The 17488-nt window shown below is 63.5% G+C and carries 15 protein-coding genes and 5 tRNA genes; 13 read left to right on the top strand and 7 right to left on the bottom strand.

Going from position 1 to position 17488, the window contains the following annotated elements:
- The 5 genes from CSQ87_RS08775 to CSQ87_RS08755 form a co-directional block, all read right to left on the bottom strand.
- On the bottom strand, window positions 1-3192 hold a 3192-nt coding region (locus tag CSQ87_RS08775; protein ID WP_207761130.1), incomplete at its 3' end, for a hypothetical protein.
- Window positions 3193-3529: 337 nt separating this feature from the next.
- Window positions 3530-4195: an InlB B-repeat-containing protein gene (locus tag CSQ87_RS08770; RefSeq protein ID WP_100513494.1), complete on the bottom strand. Its 666-nt coding sequence runs from the start codon at window positions 4193-4195 to the stop codon at window positions 3530-3532.
- 33 nt (window positions 4196-4228) lie between these two features.
- On the bottom strand, window positions 4229-5548 hold the full coding sequence (locus CSQ87_RS08765) for an InlB B-repeat-containing protein (protein ID WP_100513493.1): 1320 nt from the start codon (window positions 5546-5548) through the stop codon (window positions 4229-4231).
- A gap of 466 nt (window positions 5549-6014) precedes the next feature.
- Window positions 6015-6209 carry a hypothetical protein gene (locus CSQ87_RS08760; protein WP_133122382.1) on the bottom strand — a complete coding sequence of 65 codons (195 nt, stop codon included), beginning with the start codon at window positions 6207-6209 and terminating at the stop codon, window positions 6015-6017.
- Between the two features lie 54 nt (window positions 6210-6263).
- Entirely contained in the window at window positions 6264-6719 is a 456-nt protein-coding gene (locus tag CSQ87_RS08755; protein ID WP_165776810.1) for a WhiB family transcriptional regulator, read from the bottom strand.
- A 317-nt stretch (window positions 6720-7036) separates the two neighbouring features.
- On the opposite strand from CSQ87_RS08755, the gene CSQ87_RS08750 reads away from it, so the two are divergent.
- Both CSQ87_RS08750 and CSQ87_RS08745 read left to right on the top strand, forming a co-directional pair.
- Entirely contained in the window at window positions 7037-7381 is a 345-nt protein-coding gene (locus CSQ87_RS08750) for a hypothetical protein (protein ID WP_100513490.1), read from the top strand.
- Between the two features lie 171 nt (window positions 7382-7552).
- The gene (locus CSQ87_RS08745; protein WP_100513489.1) at window positions 7553-8350 is read left to right on the top strand and encodes an AIM24 family protein; all 798 of its coding nucleotides are present in this window, start codon (window positions 7553-7555) and stop codon (window positions 8348-8350) included.
- 34 nt (window positions 8351-8384) lie between these two features.
- Here CSQ87_RS08745 and CSQ87_RS08740 read toward each other — a convergent pair whose 3' ends face one another.
- Window positions 8385-9176 carry a fructosamine kinase family protein gene (locus CSQ87_RS08740; protein ID WP_100513488.1) on the bottom strand — a complete coding sequence of 264 codons (792 nt, stop codon included), beginning with the start codon at window positions 9174-9176 and terminating at the stop codon, window positions 8385-8387.
- A gap of 133 nt (window positions 9177-9309) precedes the next feature.
- Between CSQ87_RS08740 and CSQ87_RS08735 the strand changes: the two genes are divergently transcribed.
- Window positions 9310-10236: an undecaprenyl-diphosphate phosphatase gene (locus CSQ87_RS08735; protein WP_100513487.1), complete on the top strand. Its 927-nt coding sequence runs from the start codon at window positions 9310-9312 to the stop codon at window positions 10234-10236.
- 136 nt (window positions 10237-10372) lie between these two features.
- Here the strand turns inward: CSQ87_RS08735 and CSQ87_RS08730 are convergent, their stop codons facing one another.
- Window positions 10373-11206, bottom strand: coding sequence for a PAC2 family protein (locus tag CSQ87_RS08730; protein WP_243388896.1), 834 nt, complete (start codon window positions 11204-11206; stop codon window positions 10373-10375).
- Window positions 11207-11394: 188 nt separating this feature from the next.
- Between CSQ87_RS08730 and CSQ87_RS08725 the strand changes: the two genes are divergently transcribed.
- From CSQ87_RS08725 to ruvB, 10 genes are all read left to right on the top strand, one after another.
- Window positions 11395-11467: transfer RNA gene (locus CSQ87_RS08725), tRNA-Gly, on the top strand.
- 32 nt (window positions 11468-11499) lie between these two features.
- A tRNA-Cys gene (locus tag CSQ87_RS08720) sits at window positions 11500-11570 on the top strand.
- 22 nt (window positions 11571-11592) lie between these two features.
- Window positions 11593-11664 (top strand) — tRNA-Val (locus CSQ87_RS08715).
- A 60-nt stretch (window positions 11665-11724) separates the two neighbouring features.
- A tRNA-Val gene (locus CSQ87_RS08710) sits at window positions 11725-11797 on the top strand.
- A 24-nt stretch (window positions 11798-11821) separates the two neighbouring features.
- Window positions 11822-11897: transfer RNA gene (locus CSQ87_RS08705), tRNA-Gly, on the top strand.
- A 202-nt stretch (window positions 11898-12099) separates the two neighbouring features.
- Window positions 12100-14130, top strand: a complete 2031-nt coding sequence (gene thrS / locus CSQ87_RS08700; protein WP_100513485.1) for a threonine--tRNA ligase — start codon at window positions 12100-12102, stop codon at window positions 14128-14130.
- Between the two features lie 57 nt (window positions 14131-14187).
- Complete coding sequence (locus tag CSQ87_RS08695; RefSeq protein WP_100513484.1) at window positions 14188-14946, top strand: YebC/PmpR family DNA-binding transcriptional regulator; 759 nt, start codon at window positions 14188-14190, stop codon at window positions 14944-14946.
- Window positions 14947-14976: 30 nt separating this feature from the next.
- On the top strand, window positions 14977-15558 hold the full coding sequence (gene ruvC, locus CSQ87_RS08690) for a crossover junction endodeoxyribonuclease RuvC (RefSeq protein ID WP_100513483.1): 582 nt from the start codon (window positions 14977-14979) through the stop codon (window positions 15556-15558).
- Window positions 15559-15631: 73 nt separating this feature from the next.
- Entirely contained in the window at window positions 15632-16246 is a 615-nt protein-coding gene (gene ruvA / locus CSQ87_RS08685) for a Holliday junction branch migration protein RuvA (RefSeq protein WP_100513482.1), read from the top strand.
- Between the two features lie 83 nt (window positions 16247-16329).
- On the top strand, window positions 16330-17334 hold the full coding sequence (gene ruvB / locus CSQ87_RS08680) for a Holliday junction branch migration DNA helicase RuvB (RefSeq protein WP_420868065.1): 1005 nt from the start codon (window positions 16330-16332) through the stop codon (window positions 17332-17334).
- Window positions 17335-17488 lie beyond the last annotated feature (154 nt).

The following is a 17488-nucleotide window of genomic DNA, read 5'->3' as shown; positions in this document are numbered from 1 at the left end:
CCTTCGCCGACCGCTGGCCGGATGACAGGAACTGACAAACGAAAAACCACCAGTTACACACTTAAAGAGACAGTCCCTCGCGTTGCACTTCAGCGTCACGGTCACGGCCTTGCTGTGGTCGGCGCGGCCGTCGCCGTTCGTGTCCACGTTGAGGGTCGAGGTGCCGGTGATCCTGGTGCCGTCGGGAATGTTGGTGCAGCCGGTCCACACGAGGTCGGTGACCTTGCCGGCGCCGCCCTCCATGCCGAACGTGCCCTGGGCGCGGGTCGCGAACCTCACGGAGGGGACGACCACGGTCCAGGACTCCGCGGAATCATCGAAACCCTCAAGCTTTTTTGCGTAGGTAACGTGGTCCTGCTTAGGGACATACAGGTTGAACCAGTACTTGCCGCCCTCCCACGCGCTCATGCCGAAGTCCGCGGGCGCAAAATACGGGCTCCAGCTGGCGCCGCAGACCATGGTCACGTTCTTCGTCTTGGAGGACTCCGGGGTCCTGTCCCCGTCCTTCGACCAGTTCAATGTGACGGTGCCCTTGAACGTGGTTCCAGCGGGGATGTCGGTGCACTGCGCGTACAGACGATCACGCACCCGCTGGGTGCCGCCCGACAGGGTGGGCGGGTCGGTCGGGTTCTGGTCCGTGCCGGCCTTGGCGAGGGTCGAGAACTCCACGTTTTCGGTATTGGTGTACATGAACTGCTCGGACTCGTCGCCCTCGCCGTTGTGGTCGCCGCGCGCGGTCAGGTCCACGGTGAACCAGTTGTTCGAGTCCTGGCCGTACACGGTCACGTCGAACCAGTACTTCACCTTCGGCAGCCACTTGGTCTGGCCCTTGAGGTCCGAGGGCCTGAAGTCCTCGGAGTAGAACCGGTACTGCTTGCCGCCGGAGAACGTGGCGGGCAGGCTGAACACGGTGCGCTTCGCCGTGCTGGACACCGTCGTGCCGTTGATGTCGGCGTGCAGGGTCACGTCCGCGAGGAGCTTGCCGTTGCCGTCCTTGGCGCTGGCGATCGAGTTGCCGCCCGCGTGGGTCACGATGATCGAGTCATGCATGGGCGCGGTGTCGGTCGCCGTGTCCACGGGATCGTTGTTCGCGTTCACGCGGGTCGTGGTCACCTTCAGGCTGGGCTTGACCGGGGTGGCGTATGCCTCGGACGCGTTTTCCACGCCGTTCGTGTTGTAGCCGATGTGCGTGGCGTTGTTCTTGAGGAACGACTTCCACATCTTGCCGCCGTTGTTGCCGTTCGACCCGTCGTAGCCGGGGTCGCCGGGCCTGGCCGGACGGATGATGGTGTCCCACCAGATGCGAGCGTTCGCGGGCCACGCGCTGCCGTATCCCAGGTCGTTGGGCGTGGCGACGTCGCTCTGGAACGACACGGACCTGTTCTGCAGGATCAGTTCGTTCTGGATCGACAGATAGGTGTGCGCCTTGTCTGGCCTGCCGTCGCCGTCCTCGTCCACGTTCAGGTGGGATTCGATGGTGAAGTAGTCGTCGCGGAAGTGGGTGTTGTCCTTCGCGGTGACGGTGATCTCGTCACGCAGCTTGGAGCCGAGGCTGATCTTGTTGGTGAAGATCCTCGCGGGACGGTCCTGGCTGACCTTCCTCCAGCCGTTCGTGCCGGAGTTGGAGTACATGGCGTTCGTGGTGATCTCGGCGGTCCACCCGGGGTTGGTGTCGAAGAAGATCAGGTTCTGCTTGTTCTTGATGTTCGGGTCGATCGAGTAGAACATCAGGCGGATGCCGGTCGTGTACGGCTGCGGATGCTCGGTGGCGGCCTTCTTCAGCGCCTTGTACTCGCCGCTGTTCCTCACCGACAAGGGGATGTCGTCCTCCCTGTGGTTGTGGATCGCGGAGAACACGTAGTGCATGTAGCCCAGCGCCTTGTTGCCCTTGCCCAGCTTCATCACGTTCGTGCCCGGGCCGTACGGCGAGTAGTACACCACCGCGCGCATCATGTTCTCCTGCTCGGTGTTCCACGAGTAGTCGTAGCGCGTGAACTTCGTGCCGTTGTCCGGGGTTTCGGCTCCGGCCTGCACGCACAGCGCGATGACCGGCTTGTTGAGCGTGTCGTCACGCAGGTCGAAGATGCCGGTTGCCGCGTCGGGCTTGAGGTAGTAGTCGCGGTGGCCGAGCAGGGTGAACGGCTCTCCCGTGCGCTGCACCACGCGCAGCATGCTGAACATGCGCGACAGCAGTCCCGCCGAACCATTGCCGTCGGCGTCCTCGCGCACGCCGTCGGGCATCTCCGTCAGTTCGGGGCTCGGACCGTCGAAACGGCCCATCACGGTCATCTGACCCATGCCCGAGCCGAACGGGCCCGTCCCGTCGAGCGTGGTGGCGCCGAGGTTCGCCTCGCCGTCCTCAAGATCGGGCACGCCCAAGTACACGCCCTCCGGCACGCTGGCGTCCTGGTCGTCGCCCGTCACCGTCGCGGTCGGCTTCACGCCCGCCTTCTTCAACGAGGCGGCCAAGGATGCGGAGGACTGCTTGCGCGCGGCCGCGTCCCACAGATGCCACATGACGTCCACCGGGTCGCCCGACGTCCTCACGCCCGCCGAGGCCACCGCCTTCGAGGCCAGGGACTTCACCGTGTCGTCCACGGAGACGGCATGCAGGTCGTCCCACGACATCTTCGACGCCTTCGCCTTGTCCAGTCCGTCCGGGTACGTGCCGATCCGGTACAGCTTCACGGTCACGTCGCTCAGGCTGGTGGACTCCTGCGACTGCACATGGATCGTGCCCTTGCGGTCCCTCGACGCGTCCGGCGTGGTCTTCGTCTCGGTCTTCGCCTGCGGCTTGGAGGGCGCGGTCGCCTTCGGAGCCGCCGGAGTGGCTGTCTTCGCCTGCGGTGAGGCCGTGCTCCCGCCGGACGCCTTGGCCGTGGCATCCTGCTTCGTGGCGCCGGAGGCGGTGTCGGAGCCGGCGCCCTCGTTCGTGCCGGTGGTCGAACCGCCGGTGGTATCGGGCTTCGGCGTCACCTCCACCGAGCCGCTGTTGTCGCCGTTGCCGGTGTCGGCACCATCGTCGTCGGCGGTGTCGCCGCCAAGGACCGTGCCTCCCGAGTCCTGCTGGATCGTCACTCCCTGGCCGCCCGCGTCGTCCTGCTGCGTCTCGGCCGCGGTGGCGGTGATGCAGCCCGACGCGAGGGTCGCCCCGGCCACGGCCAGGGCGACGAGACCTCGTATCCGTCTCATGCTCCCATCCTTTCCCTTGGGGTAAGGCGGGCGACGCCGTTCGCCGCCCATACGCGGCTCATTGTCACCCCGGATCACGCGGAGCGCGCCCGCCCCCGCGCACGCGGACGGAAACCGCGGAAACACAGGCGACACACCGAAGTGCCGACCCACGGCGGAATCACGGTCTTCACGGGAACCACACAAGCCGGGATCCGGCACGGAAGCGAAGGTCGGGGGAGCGGGGAGTGGAGGAGCGGAACGGGGTTCGGGCATGAAAAAAGGGTTCCCACCCGGAGCATCCGGGTGGGAACCCCATCCCGCCGAAACGGGATCAATCACAAGGAGGACGCGGCGGTCACAGGCTCTGCCAGGCGATGCCCTCGCCGCGCCAGCCGGCCCTGATGACGGCGAGGTATTCGCCGTAGCTGGTGGTGTACACGTGCTCGCCACCACCGTTGCCACGACCATGCTTCGGCTTGTGGTAGGGCTTCGGATTGTAGAGACGGTACACGTTCGCTCCCTTGGGGCTGGTGTACCAGGCGACGCCCTCGTTCCTCCAGCCCAGGCGTACGAGCATGTCGTGCTCCGCCTTGTTCAGCGTCCAGTTATGGTTGCCAGACCGGCGGTTGTACTCACGGTACACCGGGCGGGCGCCCGGGGTGTCCTTCGAGACGGTGATGAAGCTGGACCTGCCGTGGTTCTCGTCACGCCAGCCCAACCGGACGAGCATGTCGTTCTCCGCCTTGTTCGTCGTGTAATGGTGCAGGCCGGAATTGCGGTTGTACACGCGGTACACGGGCACCTGCCTCGCCGACGGAGTGGTCGTGGAGTTCTTCGTCCACCGGGCGGTGAGACGCAGATCCGACTTCACCGGAGTGGTGAAATCATATCTGGTGCTGCCGTTGTACCAGCCGGCGAACGTATAGCCCGAACGGGTCGGAGCAGCAGGCTGCGACGCCCTGGATCCATCCGCCACCTTCTGCGACGCCACCACCGTACCGCCCGCGGAGTCGAAGCTCACGGTGCGATACGTGACCTGCGGCGGATTCTTCGATCAACGGGCCGTCAGTCTCAGATCCGAACGGACGGCCGTATTGAAGTCCCACTTCGCGTTGCCGTAGTACCATCCCTGGAATGTGTAACCGGAGCGGGTCGGGGGAGCGGGCTGGGAGGCCTTGGAGCCGTCCGCGACCTTCTGTGAGGCTACGGCGGTGCCGCCCGCGGAGTCGAAGCTCACGGTGCGGTACACCGTGTTCTGCGCCCACCTGGCGGTGAGCTTCAGATTCGACGTCACTGGAGTATTGAAATCATATTTGGTGCTGCCGTTGAACCAACCGGCGAACGAATAACCGCTGCGCGTCGGGGTCGCAGGCTGAGAAGCCTTAGAATTCTTCCTTACGGTCTGCGAAGCCACCGCGGTACCACCCGCGGAATCGAACGACACCATATAAGAGGTGTTCGCATCCAACAGGGCGGTGTACTGGTTGAACTTCGCGAGCAGATTCTCAGGAAGAGTCATGGCTTGAGGCGTAAGGGATTTGGAGTCTTCCGGGACAATATCGTTGGGAAAACCGAAGCCGGGGGAGTAGACAGGGCTAATGGCACCGCCCGTATTCGGTGCGAGATAGTAGTTCTGAACGAACCCGTCAGTGCCGTCAACGCCGATCGATGCATATACGTATCGATCGTCGACATAGTTCACGTAATGACCGGTCTCACCGACCGCAGACCCGTCGGACGCCTTGCCGTTGAGTACACCGTCGGTCATATCCTTCTCGTAGTTGGCCTTCTCATTGATGCCGGTGGAACCACCGTTGTAGAAGATCTTGTAACCCTCACCCCAAGCAATGCCCTGCGCATCGGTAATGCCCCAGTGGCCGTTGATCGCACTCACCGCATTAGCCTTGAACTGCTCGCCAAGAAGAAGCTGCAGGTTGAGCTGCTGCGCCTGAAGACGCCTGTTGGGGTCGTTGCAACGCCGCCCCTTGCCTGCGGGAAGATCCATGCGACACGGCTCATTCGTCAACGACGTACGGAACTTATTCGAGTTGATGTCCTCCTGCAACGCCCTGCGGGTATTCGTCAGACTCGTTGCATCCCGGTCAGCTCCTAACTTGGTATAAGAGGGATAATTCTTCATATCGAAGTCAAGATTGTAAAGTGCTCTTCGGGCGTCGGCCTTCTGGTCTTCGTTGTCCCCGTTGACGCTGACCCACTTGGCGAACCCGTAGGACGAGTTGATCTGTGCTTGGGTCAGCCCCTTGGACCAGTCATCGGCTGCGTTCGCGCCCACCACCGGTGCCAACGCCACCGTCAGCACCATCGTCAGCGCAGCCACCGCGGCCACGCCCAGCCTTCTCGCATACCTCACCATGTTTCTCTTCCTTTCCTTGTTATTCACAGTCTAATTTCAACGCACGCCCGGCGCAGCGGGCCTGAAGGCCATGACCGCGGGTCTCCCCGCACATGGCACACCGGGCGGTGTTTCCTATACCCTCCACACACGCCGACAAGACGATGATATCGGATAAAACGAATAAAACGAACATTCCGGGGCGAGGGGCGGCGAAGCCGCCCCCGGGCCGTCCGGCTCCGCTTTCCTTTCAGGGGAGAATCTTGAAGAGGAGCTCCTGAACGGACCATATAAGGAATTCGATCACGACGTCCATCCACGAGGTCTTCTCGTCCTCGGGCGGTTCCCCGGCCCGCAGTTCCTGATCACGTCCGTCCCGTTTCCCGCAGTCCATGCCATGTACCTCCTTTCCTTCGCCTCGTCGGATGGCGTCGGGGCCGGCCCCCGGCGGGGACGCCGGCCCGATGCGGGCTTCCCCCTTGTTTTCCTAGATCAGCAGGGCGATGCCGGCCGCGAGGAACAGCACGAACGACAGCGTCCACGTCATGACGACCATCCACCCGTCGACCAGCCCGCGGTCCGCATGGCCGCGGAACGTGACCCGGGTCAGGTGCGCGCACGCGGCCAGCAGGCACACGAGCCAGCAGGCCAGCACGATCGCCGTGATGAGTCTGAATCCCATCGAGATCACCTCCCTTCCTGATGCGCTTCCGCGCGTGGCGATACCACGCGGCTCCTAGAACAGGGGTCGCATGCCCGCGGTGCTCGTGGGCGGGGACGGAGTGCGCGGACGGGCCCGGGTCGGCGCGCCCCGCTCCCGGCGCCTCCGGGCCTCGCCCTCGGCGTGCCGGCGCGCCTTGACCCGGTCGCGGGCGCTTTCCACGGCGTCCGGGTGGGCGCGCAGCCAGGCCAGCAGCAGCCGGAACCGCTGCCGCCGGTCCGGGGAACGCGCCGAACGGTCGCGTACGGGCACGCCGTCCTCCTCGGCAAGGTGCGCGAGCTGGCGGCGTTCGTCACGGCGAAGCCCGCCCAGAAGCCCCCACTGCACGCCGTCCACGATCGCGTCGGCCAGGCACTGACGACGTACCGGGCATTCCTCGCACACCCGGCGGGCCACGGTCCGCCACAGCGGGTCGACCGGGTCGTCCCTCGCCGAGTCCTCGAACGTCCACAGGCGGTCGCGCCAGCGCACGTCCCGGGTGAACCCGACGCATGACGCGTGCCGCCACCAGTCGAGATCCGGGTCACGCGACCCCTGCGCCGTCCGCTGGCCCGTGGCGCGGAACCCCGCGCTCACCGACCCGCCCCCGCCACGGCAACGGCACGCAGCGCGGGGCGTCCACGAACTCCCATTCGTCTGTCCCCGCATCGCCCGTCCGTGGTGGAAGTTCCGATCATGGTGTATTCTGATATGTTTTCTTCTTTTTGGGAAAGGACTGCCGAATGAGATTGATGTATCCGGTTGCTTTCGTCTAGGTGCGCATTGCCTAGATGAAAGGAAATCGTAGAATGTCCAAAACGTACAAGGATCGTCCGTATTATCTTGCCGAGCGCGAGGCGCTGGCGGTCGGGTACGACAACGGTTGGTGGACGCGATGGGTCACGGTAAAGCCGGAATGGCGCGCGGATGTGGATGGCTATGCCTACACCCGGCACAACCATAGAACTCACCTGCGGCTGCGCCGTCGTTCCGACTGGCGATGGATCGAAGGGGATTGGAGCACGGATTACGGCAACGAGCGTCGTATCGGCCAGCTGCTGAAGATGGCGTGCCGTGAGGCGAACAGTGGTCTCATGTCCGAAGACTGGGATGATCCGCTGGTGTACCAGCGGCGGCGTCGTTGGTACATGTGACCGTGTGTTGTTGTTCGTCACCTCATCCGACCGACTGCGTCGACGGTCTTCCTCCCAAAGGGAAGACAGATACGAAATAACGTATACGATATAGAGCAATGATCGGCAGCAGACGGCAGGCCGTCGCGGATCAGTCAGACAGGAGTCCGAGACGACAGTCAGGAGACGCAGATGAGAATCTACAATTTCACTGATAACGACGACGTCGATGTCGTCGCTCAGCAGGGACCGTTTCAGATCATCGAATGGAAGAAGGATCTCTCCGTACCGTATGCGGGGGCGGCCGGCGCATGGTTCGCCTCGCAGATGAACGTGCGGCGCCGTCAGGCGGTCTGCCATCTCGATGGGCGGATCGGCGTTACCGTTCAGGCGGGAGCGATGCAGTGGACCGCCGGGCATATTCAGGCGACGACCGGCGTCAAGGGTGTCGGCGACTTCATCGGCAAGCTGGCCAGGGGAGCGGTGACGAACGAATCGGCGATCAAACCCGAATACGTCGGCACGGGCGTGCTGGTACTGGAGCCGACGTACCGTCATCTTCTGCTGATCAGCCCGATGCAGCTGGGTGGGTCCATGACCGTCAACGACGGCATGTTCTATGCGTGCGAATCCACGATCAGCCAACGTGCCGTCATGATCTTACGTCCCAGCGCCATGGTTGCCGGCGGCGAGGGGCTGTTCAATCTCGCTCTGGAAGGGCAGGGCACCGCCGTTCTGGAATCACCGGTACCGGCAAGTGAACTGGTAACCATCGATCTGGAGAACGATGAGCTCAAGGTCGACGGCAACTTCGCCGTCGCGTGGACCACCGGACTGCAGTTCACGGTCGAACGATCCGGCAAGACCCTGATCGGTTCGGCGGCGAGCGGCGAAGGCCTTGTCAACGTCTATCGGGGTACGGGACGGGTGCTGCTGGCGCCCGTCGCCGCACCGACCTTCAACATCAACGCCGGAACCGGCAGCGTGTGACCGAATCCCCGGACATGCCGTTCGGGGCTTTGCGCTAGTCGAGCAGAGACCGGCACATCGACCGGAACTCGCTGACGTATCCGCCGCCGAAGAACACGCAGTGCCCGGCGATCGGATACAGCTGCCACAGCGTGTAGCGCGACTCGTACCCAGCCTTCAGCGGATGCACCGACTGGTAGCCGTCCATGATCTGACCGAGATACGACATGCCGAACAGGTGCAGCATCGCCAGATCCTCCTCGCGGTGGCCGCCGTGCGCCGCGGGGTCGATCAGCACGGCTTCGGTGGAGCCGGAATCCGCCGTCCACATCACGTTGCCGCTCCACAGATCGCCGTGGATGCGGGCCGGCTTGTCCTTCGCGGCGCCGCCGAGCATCTCGGGCAGCGCCTCGATCACCTCCCGGGTCATCTCCAGATCGCTCTGATCGAGTTCACGCCGCTCGATGCCCATGCGGACCATCGGCAGCAGACGTCCCTCGGCAAAATACGTGGCCGGGTCAGTCCATTCGCCGGTGTCCATCGGCACGGGATCCTGCAGCGGTCCGAAATAGCAGGTGCCGTGGTATCCCTCCGGGGCCGAGCCGAAATACGGCGCACCGGCATCATGCATGCGGGCCAGTGCCGCACCGAACTCGTACGCGGCCTTGGGCGTGGGGGAGGCGGGGGAGACCCGTTCGATGTCCAGATAATCGTCGGACCACTCCATCACGTCGACCACACGGGGGCCGCCCGACTTCTGCGCCTGCCCCAGCCACTGCAATCCACGTCCCTCGCATTCGAAGAACCCCTCGGGCGCCCAGCGACGACTCTTGCGATATACGGCCATGTTGAAACTCCTTCCGTCGCAGTTCATTGTGGGCATTCTGCGAGACAAGCGGACGCCTTAACGTCGAATTAGAGGGATGCAGGTATGGTGTTCCACGTACCTTTGATGATTGAAAGAGTGACAACGAGGGGACATGAATTTCTTCCAAGCTATTTTTCTCGGTCTGGTACAGGCTCTGACCGAGTATCTTCCGGTGTCGTCCAGCGCCCACATCCGCATCGTCGGTGACCTCATGATCGGCTCCGACCCCGGCGCGGCGTTCACCGCCATCATCCAGATCGGCACCGAGCTTGCCGTGCTGCTGTACTTCCGTCGCGACATCATCCGCATCCTCGGCGCCTGGTTCGGTTCCCTGTTCGGCAAGGAGGGCAAGGACCTCAGGAGCCGTCTCGGCGCGCACAACCCCGACACCCAGATGGGCTGGTACATCATCATCGGCACCATGCCGATCCTCATCGCCGGCCTGCTGCTGAAGAACGTGATCGAAACCACGCTGCGTAACCTGTGGATCACCGTGACCGTGCTCGCCCTGTTCGGCGTGCTGCTGTGGATCTTCGACGCCAAGAAGCCCCAGATCAAGACCATGGAACGCATGACCGCCAAGGACGCCATCATCTTCGGCATCGGCCAGATGCTGGCCCTGATCCCCGGCGTCTCCCGTTCCGGCGGCACCATCACCTTCGGCCGCGCCATGGGCTACACCCGTGAGGCCGCCGTGCGCGTCGCCTTCCTCATGGCCATCCCGGCCGTGTTCGGCGCCGGCATCCTCGAAGCCGTCTCCGCGGTCAAGGACGTCAGCGCCTGCGCCGCCACGAACAACCCCGCCTCCGAAGCCTGCCTCGGCGCCGGCATGTTCCCCGGCTGGGGCCCGACCATCGCCGCCACGCTGGTGTCGTTCTTCGTCGGCTACATCGTGATCATCGGCTTCCTGAAGTTCGTCTCCACCTTCTCCTACAAAGCGTTCGCGATCTACCGCATCGGTCTGGCCGTCGTCGTGGCCATCCTGCTGCTCACCGGCGTGCTGCCGGCCATCGATCCGTCCGCCGTGGCGGGGGCATAGCAGGACGGTCCGGTTTTCCGAAACCCGGTCTTCCGAAAACCTAAAAACCAAGGGGCGTGCCCATCGGAGTTCTCGATGGACACGCCCCTTGTCGTATTGTCGTACGTTCCGTTTGTCGTACGTTCCGTTCCCGGCGTCAGTCTTCCGGTGCCGCAGGATGGTCAAACGACCGGAGGAACTCCTCGGTCTCCTCGACCAGCTGCTTCGCGTGGGGGACCGGCACATCCGAGGCGTCCGGCTCACCGTGCTCGTCCATCAGGTGCTCCAGATGATGGACGTAGTCGGACAGATCGTCGTTGCAGCGCACCAGCATGTCCGCCTGAAGCCGCCATTTCTCGGCGGAAGCGGCGAGATCGCCGTCCTCGAGGGCGAAATCCATGAGCGCGGACAGTTCGTTGAGCAGGCGCAGCGTGCCGGCCGGGCATTCGTCGCCTCCCAGATACTGGGGGACGGACGCCCACAGCGATTCGGCCTCAAACCCATCCTCGGCGGCCTGATAGTTCAGCACCGTCGGAATGCCGATCGGCCCGCAGTAGGAATCGTCCGAGGCATCGTCGTCGTCGCCGCACGTATGGCTCAACGGCAATGCCCGCGTGTGCGTGCAGTCGGCGAACATCGATCCGAGGGTGATGATGTTCGTCACGTCGCATTCGTCGGCGAAGCGCAGCACGCGCTGGCAGAAATCCGACCAGTGGAAGTTCGGCTCCGGTCCCATGGCCACATAGAACGTGGTCTCGGGCTCGGCGGTGACCTCATAGAACGTGGTTTCGGGCCATACGATGCGTCGGTGCCCCTGCACGTTGCACAGCATCGGCCTGGACGACTGGTAGTCGTAATAGGAATCGCAGCAGATGTGGCCGATCTCCCTGGACTCGTAGACGTCTAGCAGATGGCGCACGGTGTCGGTGGCCGCCTGACAGGCGTCGTTCCATCCGCCGAATGCGGCGATCATGAACCGCCTTTTGCTCATGCTCTCTTTCATGGTTCCCACCCTACCGGCTTGCCGTCTGCCCCAACGCCTGATAAGCCCAACGAGAACTAGCGTTCGCCCGCGGCCGATCGGAGTGCGACACGCCGATTTGCCGCATTCGACATCGCTCGCTATAGTAGTGACTCGTGCTTACGGCTCCGGTCCTGAAGGTCCGGTCTGAAACACATGCGGACATAGCTTAGTTGGTAAAGCGCGACCTTGCCAAGGTCGAGACCGCGGGTTCGAGTCCCGTTGTCCGCTCTAAGGTCCGAAGAGTTAATTTGAACCTTTACGGTGGGTTAGCCAAGCGGTTAGGCAGCGGCCTGCAAAGCCGTATAGACGAGTTCGACTCTCGTACCCACCTCGACTCGGCAGAGTACACAACCGGGCGGTTGGCGCAGAGGTAGCGCACTTCCCTGACACGGAAGGGGTCACAAGTTCGAATCTTGTATCGCCCACGAATGCAAAGGAATCTGCAAGGATCCTTGTTTTCGATAATTTGATATCCGAAGCGATTCGGGCGATTGGCGCAGCGGCTAGCGCACTTCGTTCACACCGAAGGGGTCGTAGGTTCGATTCCTACATCGCCCACTTGATGATCTCCGATCGTCATATGCGGACATAGCTTAGTTGGTAAAGCGCGACCTTGCCAAGGTCGAGACCGCGGGTTCGAGTCCCGTTGTCCGCTCCAGATTATGAAACCGTCCGATGATTCGGGCGGTTTTTTGTTATCCGATTATCCGGTTATCCGTTTTGTTATCCCGGTCACGTTTCCCGCGCCGGGCCCCGTCAATGGTTGATCTTGTCGCCGTCAGCGCTTACTCTTGCTACGTCAAGTTCAGTCCAGGCCTGCACATTAGTACCGCGGACCCCCGATAGCAAAGGACAACACCATGGCGCAAGCTACCATCTCCATTACGGTCAACGACGAAGCGAAGGAGGTGGAAGCAACCACCACCGGCGTCGAGCTGTTCGCCGACGACAAGAACATCATCGCCGTTCGCCTCAACGGCGAGCCCCGCGACCTGTATACGCCGCTGCATGACGGCGACAAGGTCGAGCCCATCGCGCTGGACAGCGAGGACGGTCTGGCCATCATGCGCCACTCCGCCACTCACGTGATGGCGCAGGCCGTGCAGCAGATCCGCCCCGACGCCAAGCTCGGCATCGGCCCGGTGATCAAGAACGGCTTCTACTACGATTTCGACGTGGACGAACCGTTCACCCCCGCCGATCTCAAGGACATCGAGAAGCGCATGCAGCGCATCATCAAGTCCGCCCAGTCCTTCCGCCGCCGCGTGGTCACCGAGGAGGAGGCCCTTGAGGAGGAGAAGGACCAGCCCTACAAGATCGAACTGATTAAGGACAAGGAGGCCCACCTCGACCCGGAGGCGGCCACCGAGGTGAGCGAATCCGAGCTGAGCTTCTACGACAACGTGGACCGCGACGGCAACGTGGTGTGGAAGGACCTGTGCCGCGGACCCCACCTGCCCAACACCCGCTTCATCAAGGCGTTCAAGCTGGAGCGCAGCGCCGCCGCCTACTGGCGCGGCAGCGAGAAGAACCCGATGCTGCAGCGCATCTACGGCGTGGCGTTCTTCACCAAGGAGGACCTCAAGGAGTACCAGACCAAGCTGGAGGAGGCCGCCAAGCGCGACCACCGCAAGCTCGGCCAGGAGATGGACCTCTTCTCCTTCCCGGATGAGATCGGACCGGGTCTGGCCGTGTTCCACCCCAAGGGCGCCGCGATCATCAACGCGATGGAGGACTACTCCCGCGAACAGCACCGCAAGCACCACTACAGCTTCGTGCAGACCCCGCACATCACCAAGGGCGGCCTGTACGAGACCTCCGGCCACCTGCAGTGGTACAAGGACGGCATGTACCCGCCGATGCGCCTTGACGAGGAGCGCGACGAGAACGGCAACATCACCAAGCAGGGCTTCGACTACTACCTCAAGCCGATGAACTGCCCGATGCACAACCTGATCTTCAAGTCCCGCCAGCGCAGCTACAAGGAGCTGCCGCTGCGCCTCTTCGAGTTCGGTACCGTGTACCGCTACGAGAAGTCCGGCGAGGTCCACGGCCTGACCCGAGTGCGTGGCCTGACCCAGGACGATTCCCACATCTACTGCACCCGTGAGCAGATGAAGGACGAGCTCAAGAGCCTGCTGAACTTCGTGCTCGGCCTGCTCAAGGACTTCGGCCTCAACGACTTCTACCTCGAGCTGTCCACCAAGGACGAGCACAAGTTCGTCGGTTCCGACGAGATCTGGGAGGAGGCCACCAGCACGCTGGCCGAGGTCGCCAAGGAATCCGGTCTTGACCTGGTCGCCGATCCGGGCGGCGCCGCCTTCTACGGCCCGAAGATCTCGGTGCAGGCCCGTGACGCCATCGGCCGTACCTGGCAGGTCTCCACGATCCAGCTGGACTTCAACCTGCCCGAGCGCTTCAAGCTCGAGTACATCGCCGCCGACGGCACGCACCAGCGTCCGGTGATGATCCACCGCGCGCTGTTCGGCTCCATCGAGCGCTTCTTCGCCATCCTGCTCGAGCACTACGCCGGCGCGTTCCCGGCGTGGCTCGCCCCCGTGCAGGTGACCGGCATCCCGGTGGCCGACGAGTTCGCCCCGCATCTGCAGCGCTTCGTGGAATCTCTTGAGGACAGCATGGTCCGCTGCGAGATCGACTCCTCCGACGACCGCTTCGGCAAGAAGATCCGCAACGCGTCCAAGTCCAAGGTCCCGTTCATCCTCATCGTCGGTGAGGAGGACACGAACAACAACGCCGTGAGCTTCCGTTTCCGCGACGGCAGCCAGCTCAACGGCGTGCCGGTGGACGAGGCCCGCGAGAAGATCCTCAAGGCGATCGCCAGCCGCGCGCAGATCAACTCCGCAGACGACTTTCAGGCCGCAGTGGCCTGATGTCGCCATACCCGCATAAAATCACCATGTTTATTAATCCGATTCTTTAGGAGCGTCATGTCAGGACATTCCAAGTGGGCGACCACCAAGCACAAGAAGGCGGCCATCGACGCCAAGCGTGGCAAGCTCTTCGCCAAGCTCATCAAGAACATCGAGATCGCGGCCCGTCAGGGCGGCGGCGACCCGGACGGCAACCCGGCTCTGTACGACGCCATCTACAAGGCCAAGAAGAACTCGATGCCGGCCGACAACATCAAGCGCGCCGTCAAGCGCGGCTCCGGTGAGGAAGCCGGCGGCGCCAACTACGAGGACATCGTGTACGAAGGCTACGCCCCCGGCGGCGTCGGCCTGATCATCGAATGCCTCACCGACAACCGCAACCGCGCGGCCGCCGATGTGCGTTCCACCCTGTCCAAGGGCGGCGGCTCGCTCGCCGAAAACGGCTCCGTGAGCTTCAACTTCGAGCGCAAGGGCGTGATCGTGGTCCCGTCCGAGGGCGTCGACTTCGACAACCTCTTCGAGATCGCCGCCGAGAACGGCGCCGAGGACGTGGTCGAGGAGGGTGACGTCTACACCGTCTACACCGGTTCCTCCGACCTGATCGCCGTGCGCAAGGCCCTGCAGGAAGCCAAGATCGACTACGATTCCGCCGAGACCGAAATGGTTCCGACCAACAAGATCGATCTGGACCTCGAGGGTGCCCGCAAGGTGTCGAAGCTCATCGACAACCTCGACGATCTGGACGACGTGCAGAACATCTACAGCACGTGGAACCAGACCCCCGAGATCATGGAGCAGCTGGACGCCGAGGAGTAGTCCTCGTCCGTTCCGCGAATCCAAGCATCCATGATCATTCTTGGAGTTGACCCCGGCTTGACCCGTTGCGGCGTCGGGGTCGTGGAAGCCGGCGCATTCCGCCGGCTTTCCTTTATTCACGTCGATGTCGTGCGCTCGGATCCCCATGAGTCGCAGGATCTGCGTCTGCTGCACATCTACAACGGGCTGTGCGCCAAGCTCGACGAATTCTCGCCGGACGCCGTCTCCATCGAACGCGTGTTCGCGCAATCCAACCGCAACACCGTGCTCGGCACCGCGCAGGCGGCGGGGCTCGCCATGCTGGCCGCCGCACAGCGGACGATTCCGGTCGCCCTGCATACGCCGACCGAGGCCAAGCTGGCGATCACCGGCAACGGACAGGCGGAGAAGATCCAGGTGGAACGCATGGTCACCCGGATCCTCAACCTCAACACGCTTCCCAAACCCGCGGACGCCGCGGACGCCTTGGCATTGGCGATCTGCCATGCCCTGAGGCCCTCCGGCGCCCTGCAGGGAGGCGAGCGGGAACAGCATCTCACCCCGGCCCAGCGGCAGTGGGCCGAAGCGACCCGGAAGGCCACGCATGGCCGTGGTGTACGACGGGGCATGTAGCATCATGTAGAATATCGAACAGATGTTCGAGTTGTGTTGTTCGTTTTGTTCGTTCGAACGGTGAGGAGTCGACATGATCGCCAGTCTCAACGGCACGGTATTGGCCGTGACCAAGGATTCAGCCGTCATCGACGTGCACGGCGTGGGCTATGAGGTCCGCATGCCCGGGTCGGATCTGGCGGAAACGCGCATCGGACAACAGGTCACGGTGTTCACGAAGCTCAATGTGTCGCAGGACGCCATCGCCCTGTATGGGTTTCGGACGAAGACGGCCAAGGACCTGTTCCTCAGTCTGCAGAAGGTCAGCGGCATAGGCCCCAAGGTGGCGTTGTCGATCGTGTCCACCCTCGGGCCGACGCAGCTGCTCAGCGCAGTGGCCAACGGCGATGCGGCGGCACTGGCCAAGGCTCCCGGACTGGGCAAGAAGGGCGCGCAGAAGATCATTCTTGAGCTCAAGGGCAGCATCAACCTCGATGAGATCGAGGATTCCGGCGCGGTGGCCTCGGTCCGGGACGACGGTACCGATCAGCTGGTGGAGGCTCTGGTCTCCCTGGGATGGCAGCAGCGCGACGCCCTGTCCGCGGTCAGGCGCGTACTCAGGGATCAGGAGCATGAGGGGCCGGTCGAATCGGACGAAGTGCCGGCATTGCTGAAGATCACGTTGGCTTCCATGGATAGGGGACGTTGATGAGTCTGTATGAATCCGAACTCGACGCGAACGGCGCCGGCACGGTGCAGAGCAATGCGGACGCCCGCGAGGAGTCACTGCGCATGGTCTCCGCCTCGCCCATCAACGGCGAGCCGGTGAGCGACGAGGAGCTTCGCCCCTCGGGCCTTGACGAGTTCATCGGCCAACCCCGGCTGAAGGCCCAGATGAAGCTGTTCCTCAACGCGGCGATCAAGCGCGGGGTGGCTCCCGACCACATTCTGCTGGCCGGTCCTCCCGGATTGGGCAAGACCACGCTCGCCATGATCGTGGCCCATGAGCTGGAGACGCCCATCCGCATCACCTCCGGTCCGGCCATCCAGCATGCCGGCGACCTCGCCTCGATCCTGAGCTCTCTGGAGGAGGGCGAGGTGCTGTTCATCGACGAGATCCATCGTCTTCCCCGGCCCGCCGAGGAACTGCTGTACATCGCCATGGAGGATTTCCGCGTGGACGTCGTCGTGGGCAAGGGGCCCGGCGCCTCGTCGATCCCGTTGACGCTGCCCCGGTTCACCGTGGTGGGTGCGACCACCCGCGAAGGCATGCTGCCGTCGCCGCTGCGCGCGCGATTCGGCTTCACCGCCCATCTCGACTTCTATCCCCGCGACGAGATGCGACGGCTGATCCTGCGGTCGGCCACGGTGCTCGGCGTCAGCATCGACGAGGACGCCGCCGATCAGCTGGCGCGCCGGTCCCGCGGTACGCCGCGTATCGCCAACCGTCTGCTCAGGCGAGTCAGGGACTGGGCCGTGGTGCATGATCTCGACCACGTCGACATCGACGCCGTCACGCAGGCGCTGGACCTCTATCAGATCGACACCGAAGGCCTCGACCGTCTGGACATGGCGGTGCTCAAGGCCATCTGCGGCAGCTTCAACGGCGGTCCCGTGGGACTGAACAATCTCGCCGCCATGGTGGGGGAGGAGTCCGAGACCGTGGAGACGGTATGCGAGCCGTATCTGGTCCGTGAGGGGTTCATGGTCAGGACGCCCAAGGGTCGCGTGGCCACGCTCAAGGCGTGGCGTCATCTGAATCTTCGGCCTCCGGAGGGCGCGGAGCCGTCGTTCTGACCGGACGTTCCGATCGGATGTTCGATCGCACATGTCGAACACCGTGGACGGGCTCGAAAACGTGGACGGCCGATTGGTCTTTGTCATCACACTGTTCTAGCCTGAATTGGTCGGTTCCGGCGAGCGATCCCCGAGCGTTCGGAACGTAGCAAAC

It is taken from the genome of Bifidobacterium simiarum, assembly GCF_002802905.1.
Lineage (GTDB): Bacteria > Actinomycetota > Actinomycetes > Actinomycetales > Bifidobacteriaceae > Galliscardovia > Galliscardovia simiarum.
The sequence above is the reverse complement of the archived record's forward strand: the minus strand, read 5'-3'. Positions and strand labels throughout refer to the sequence as shown.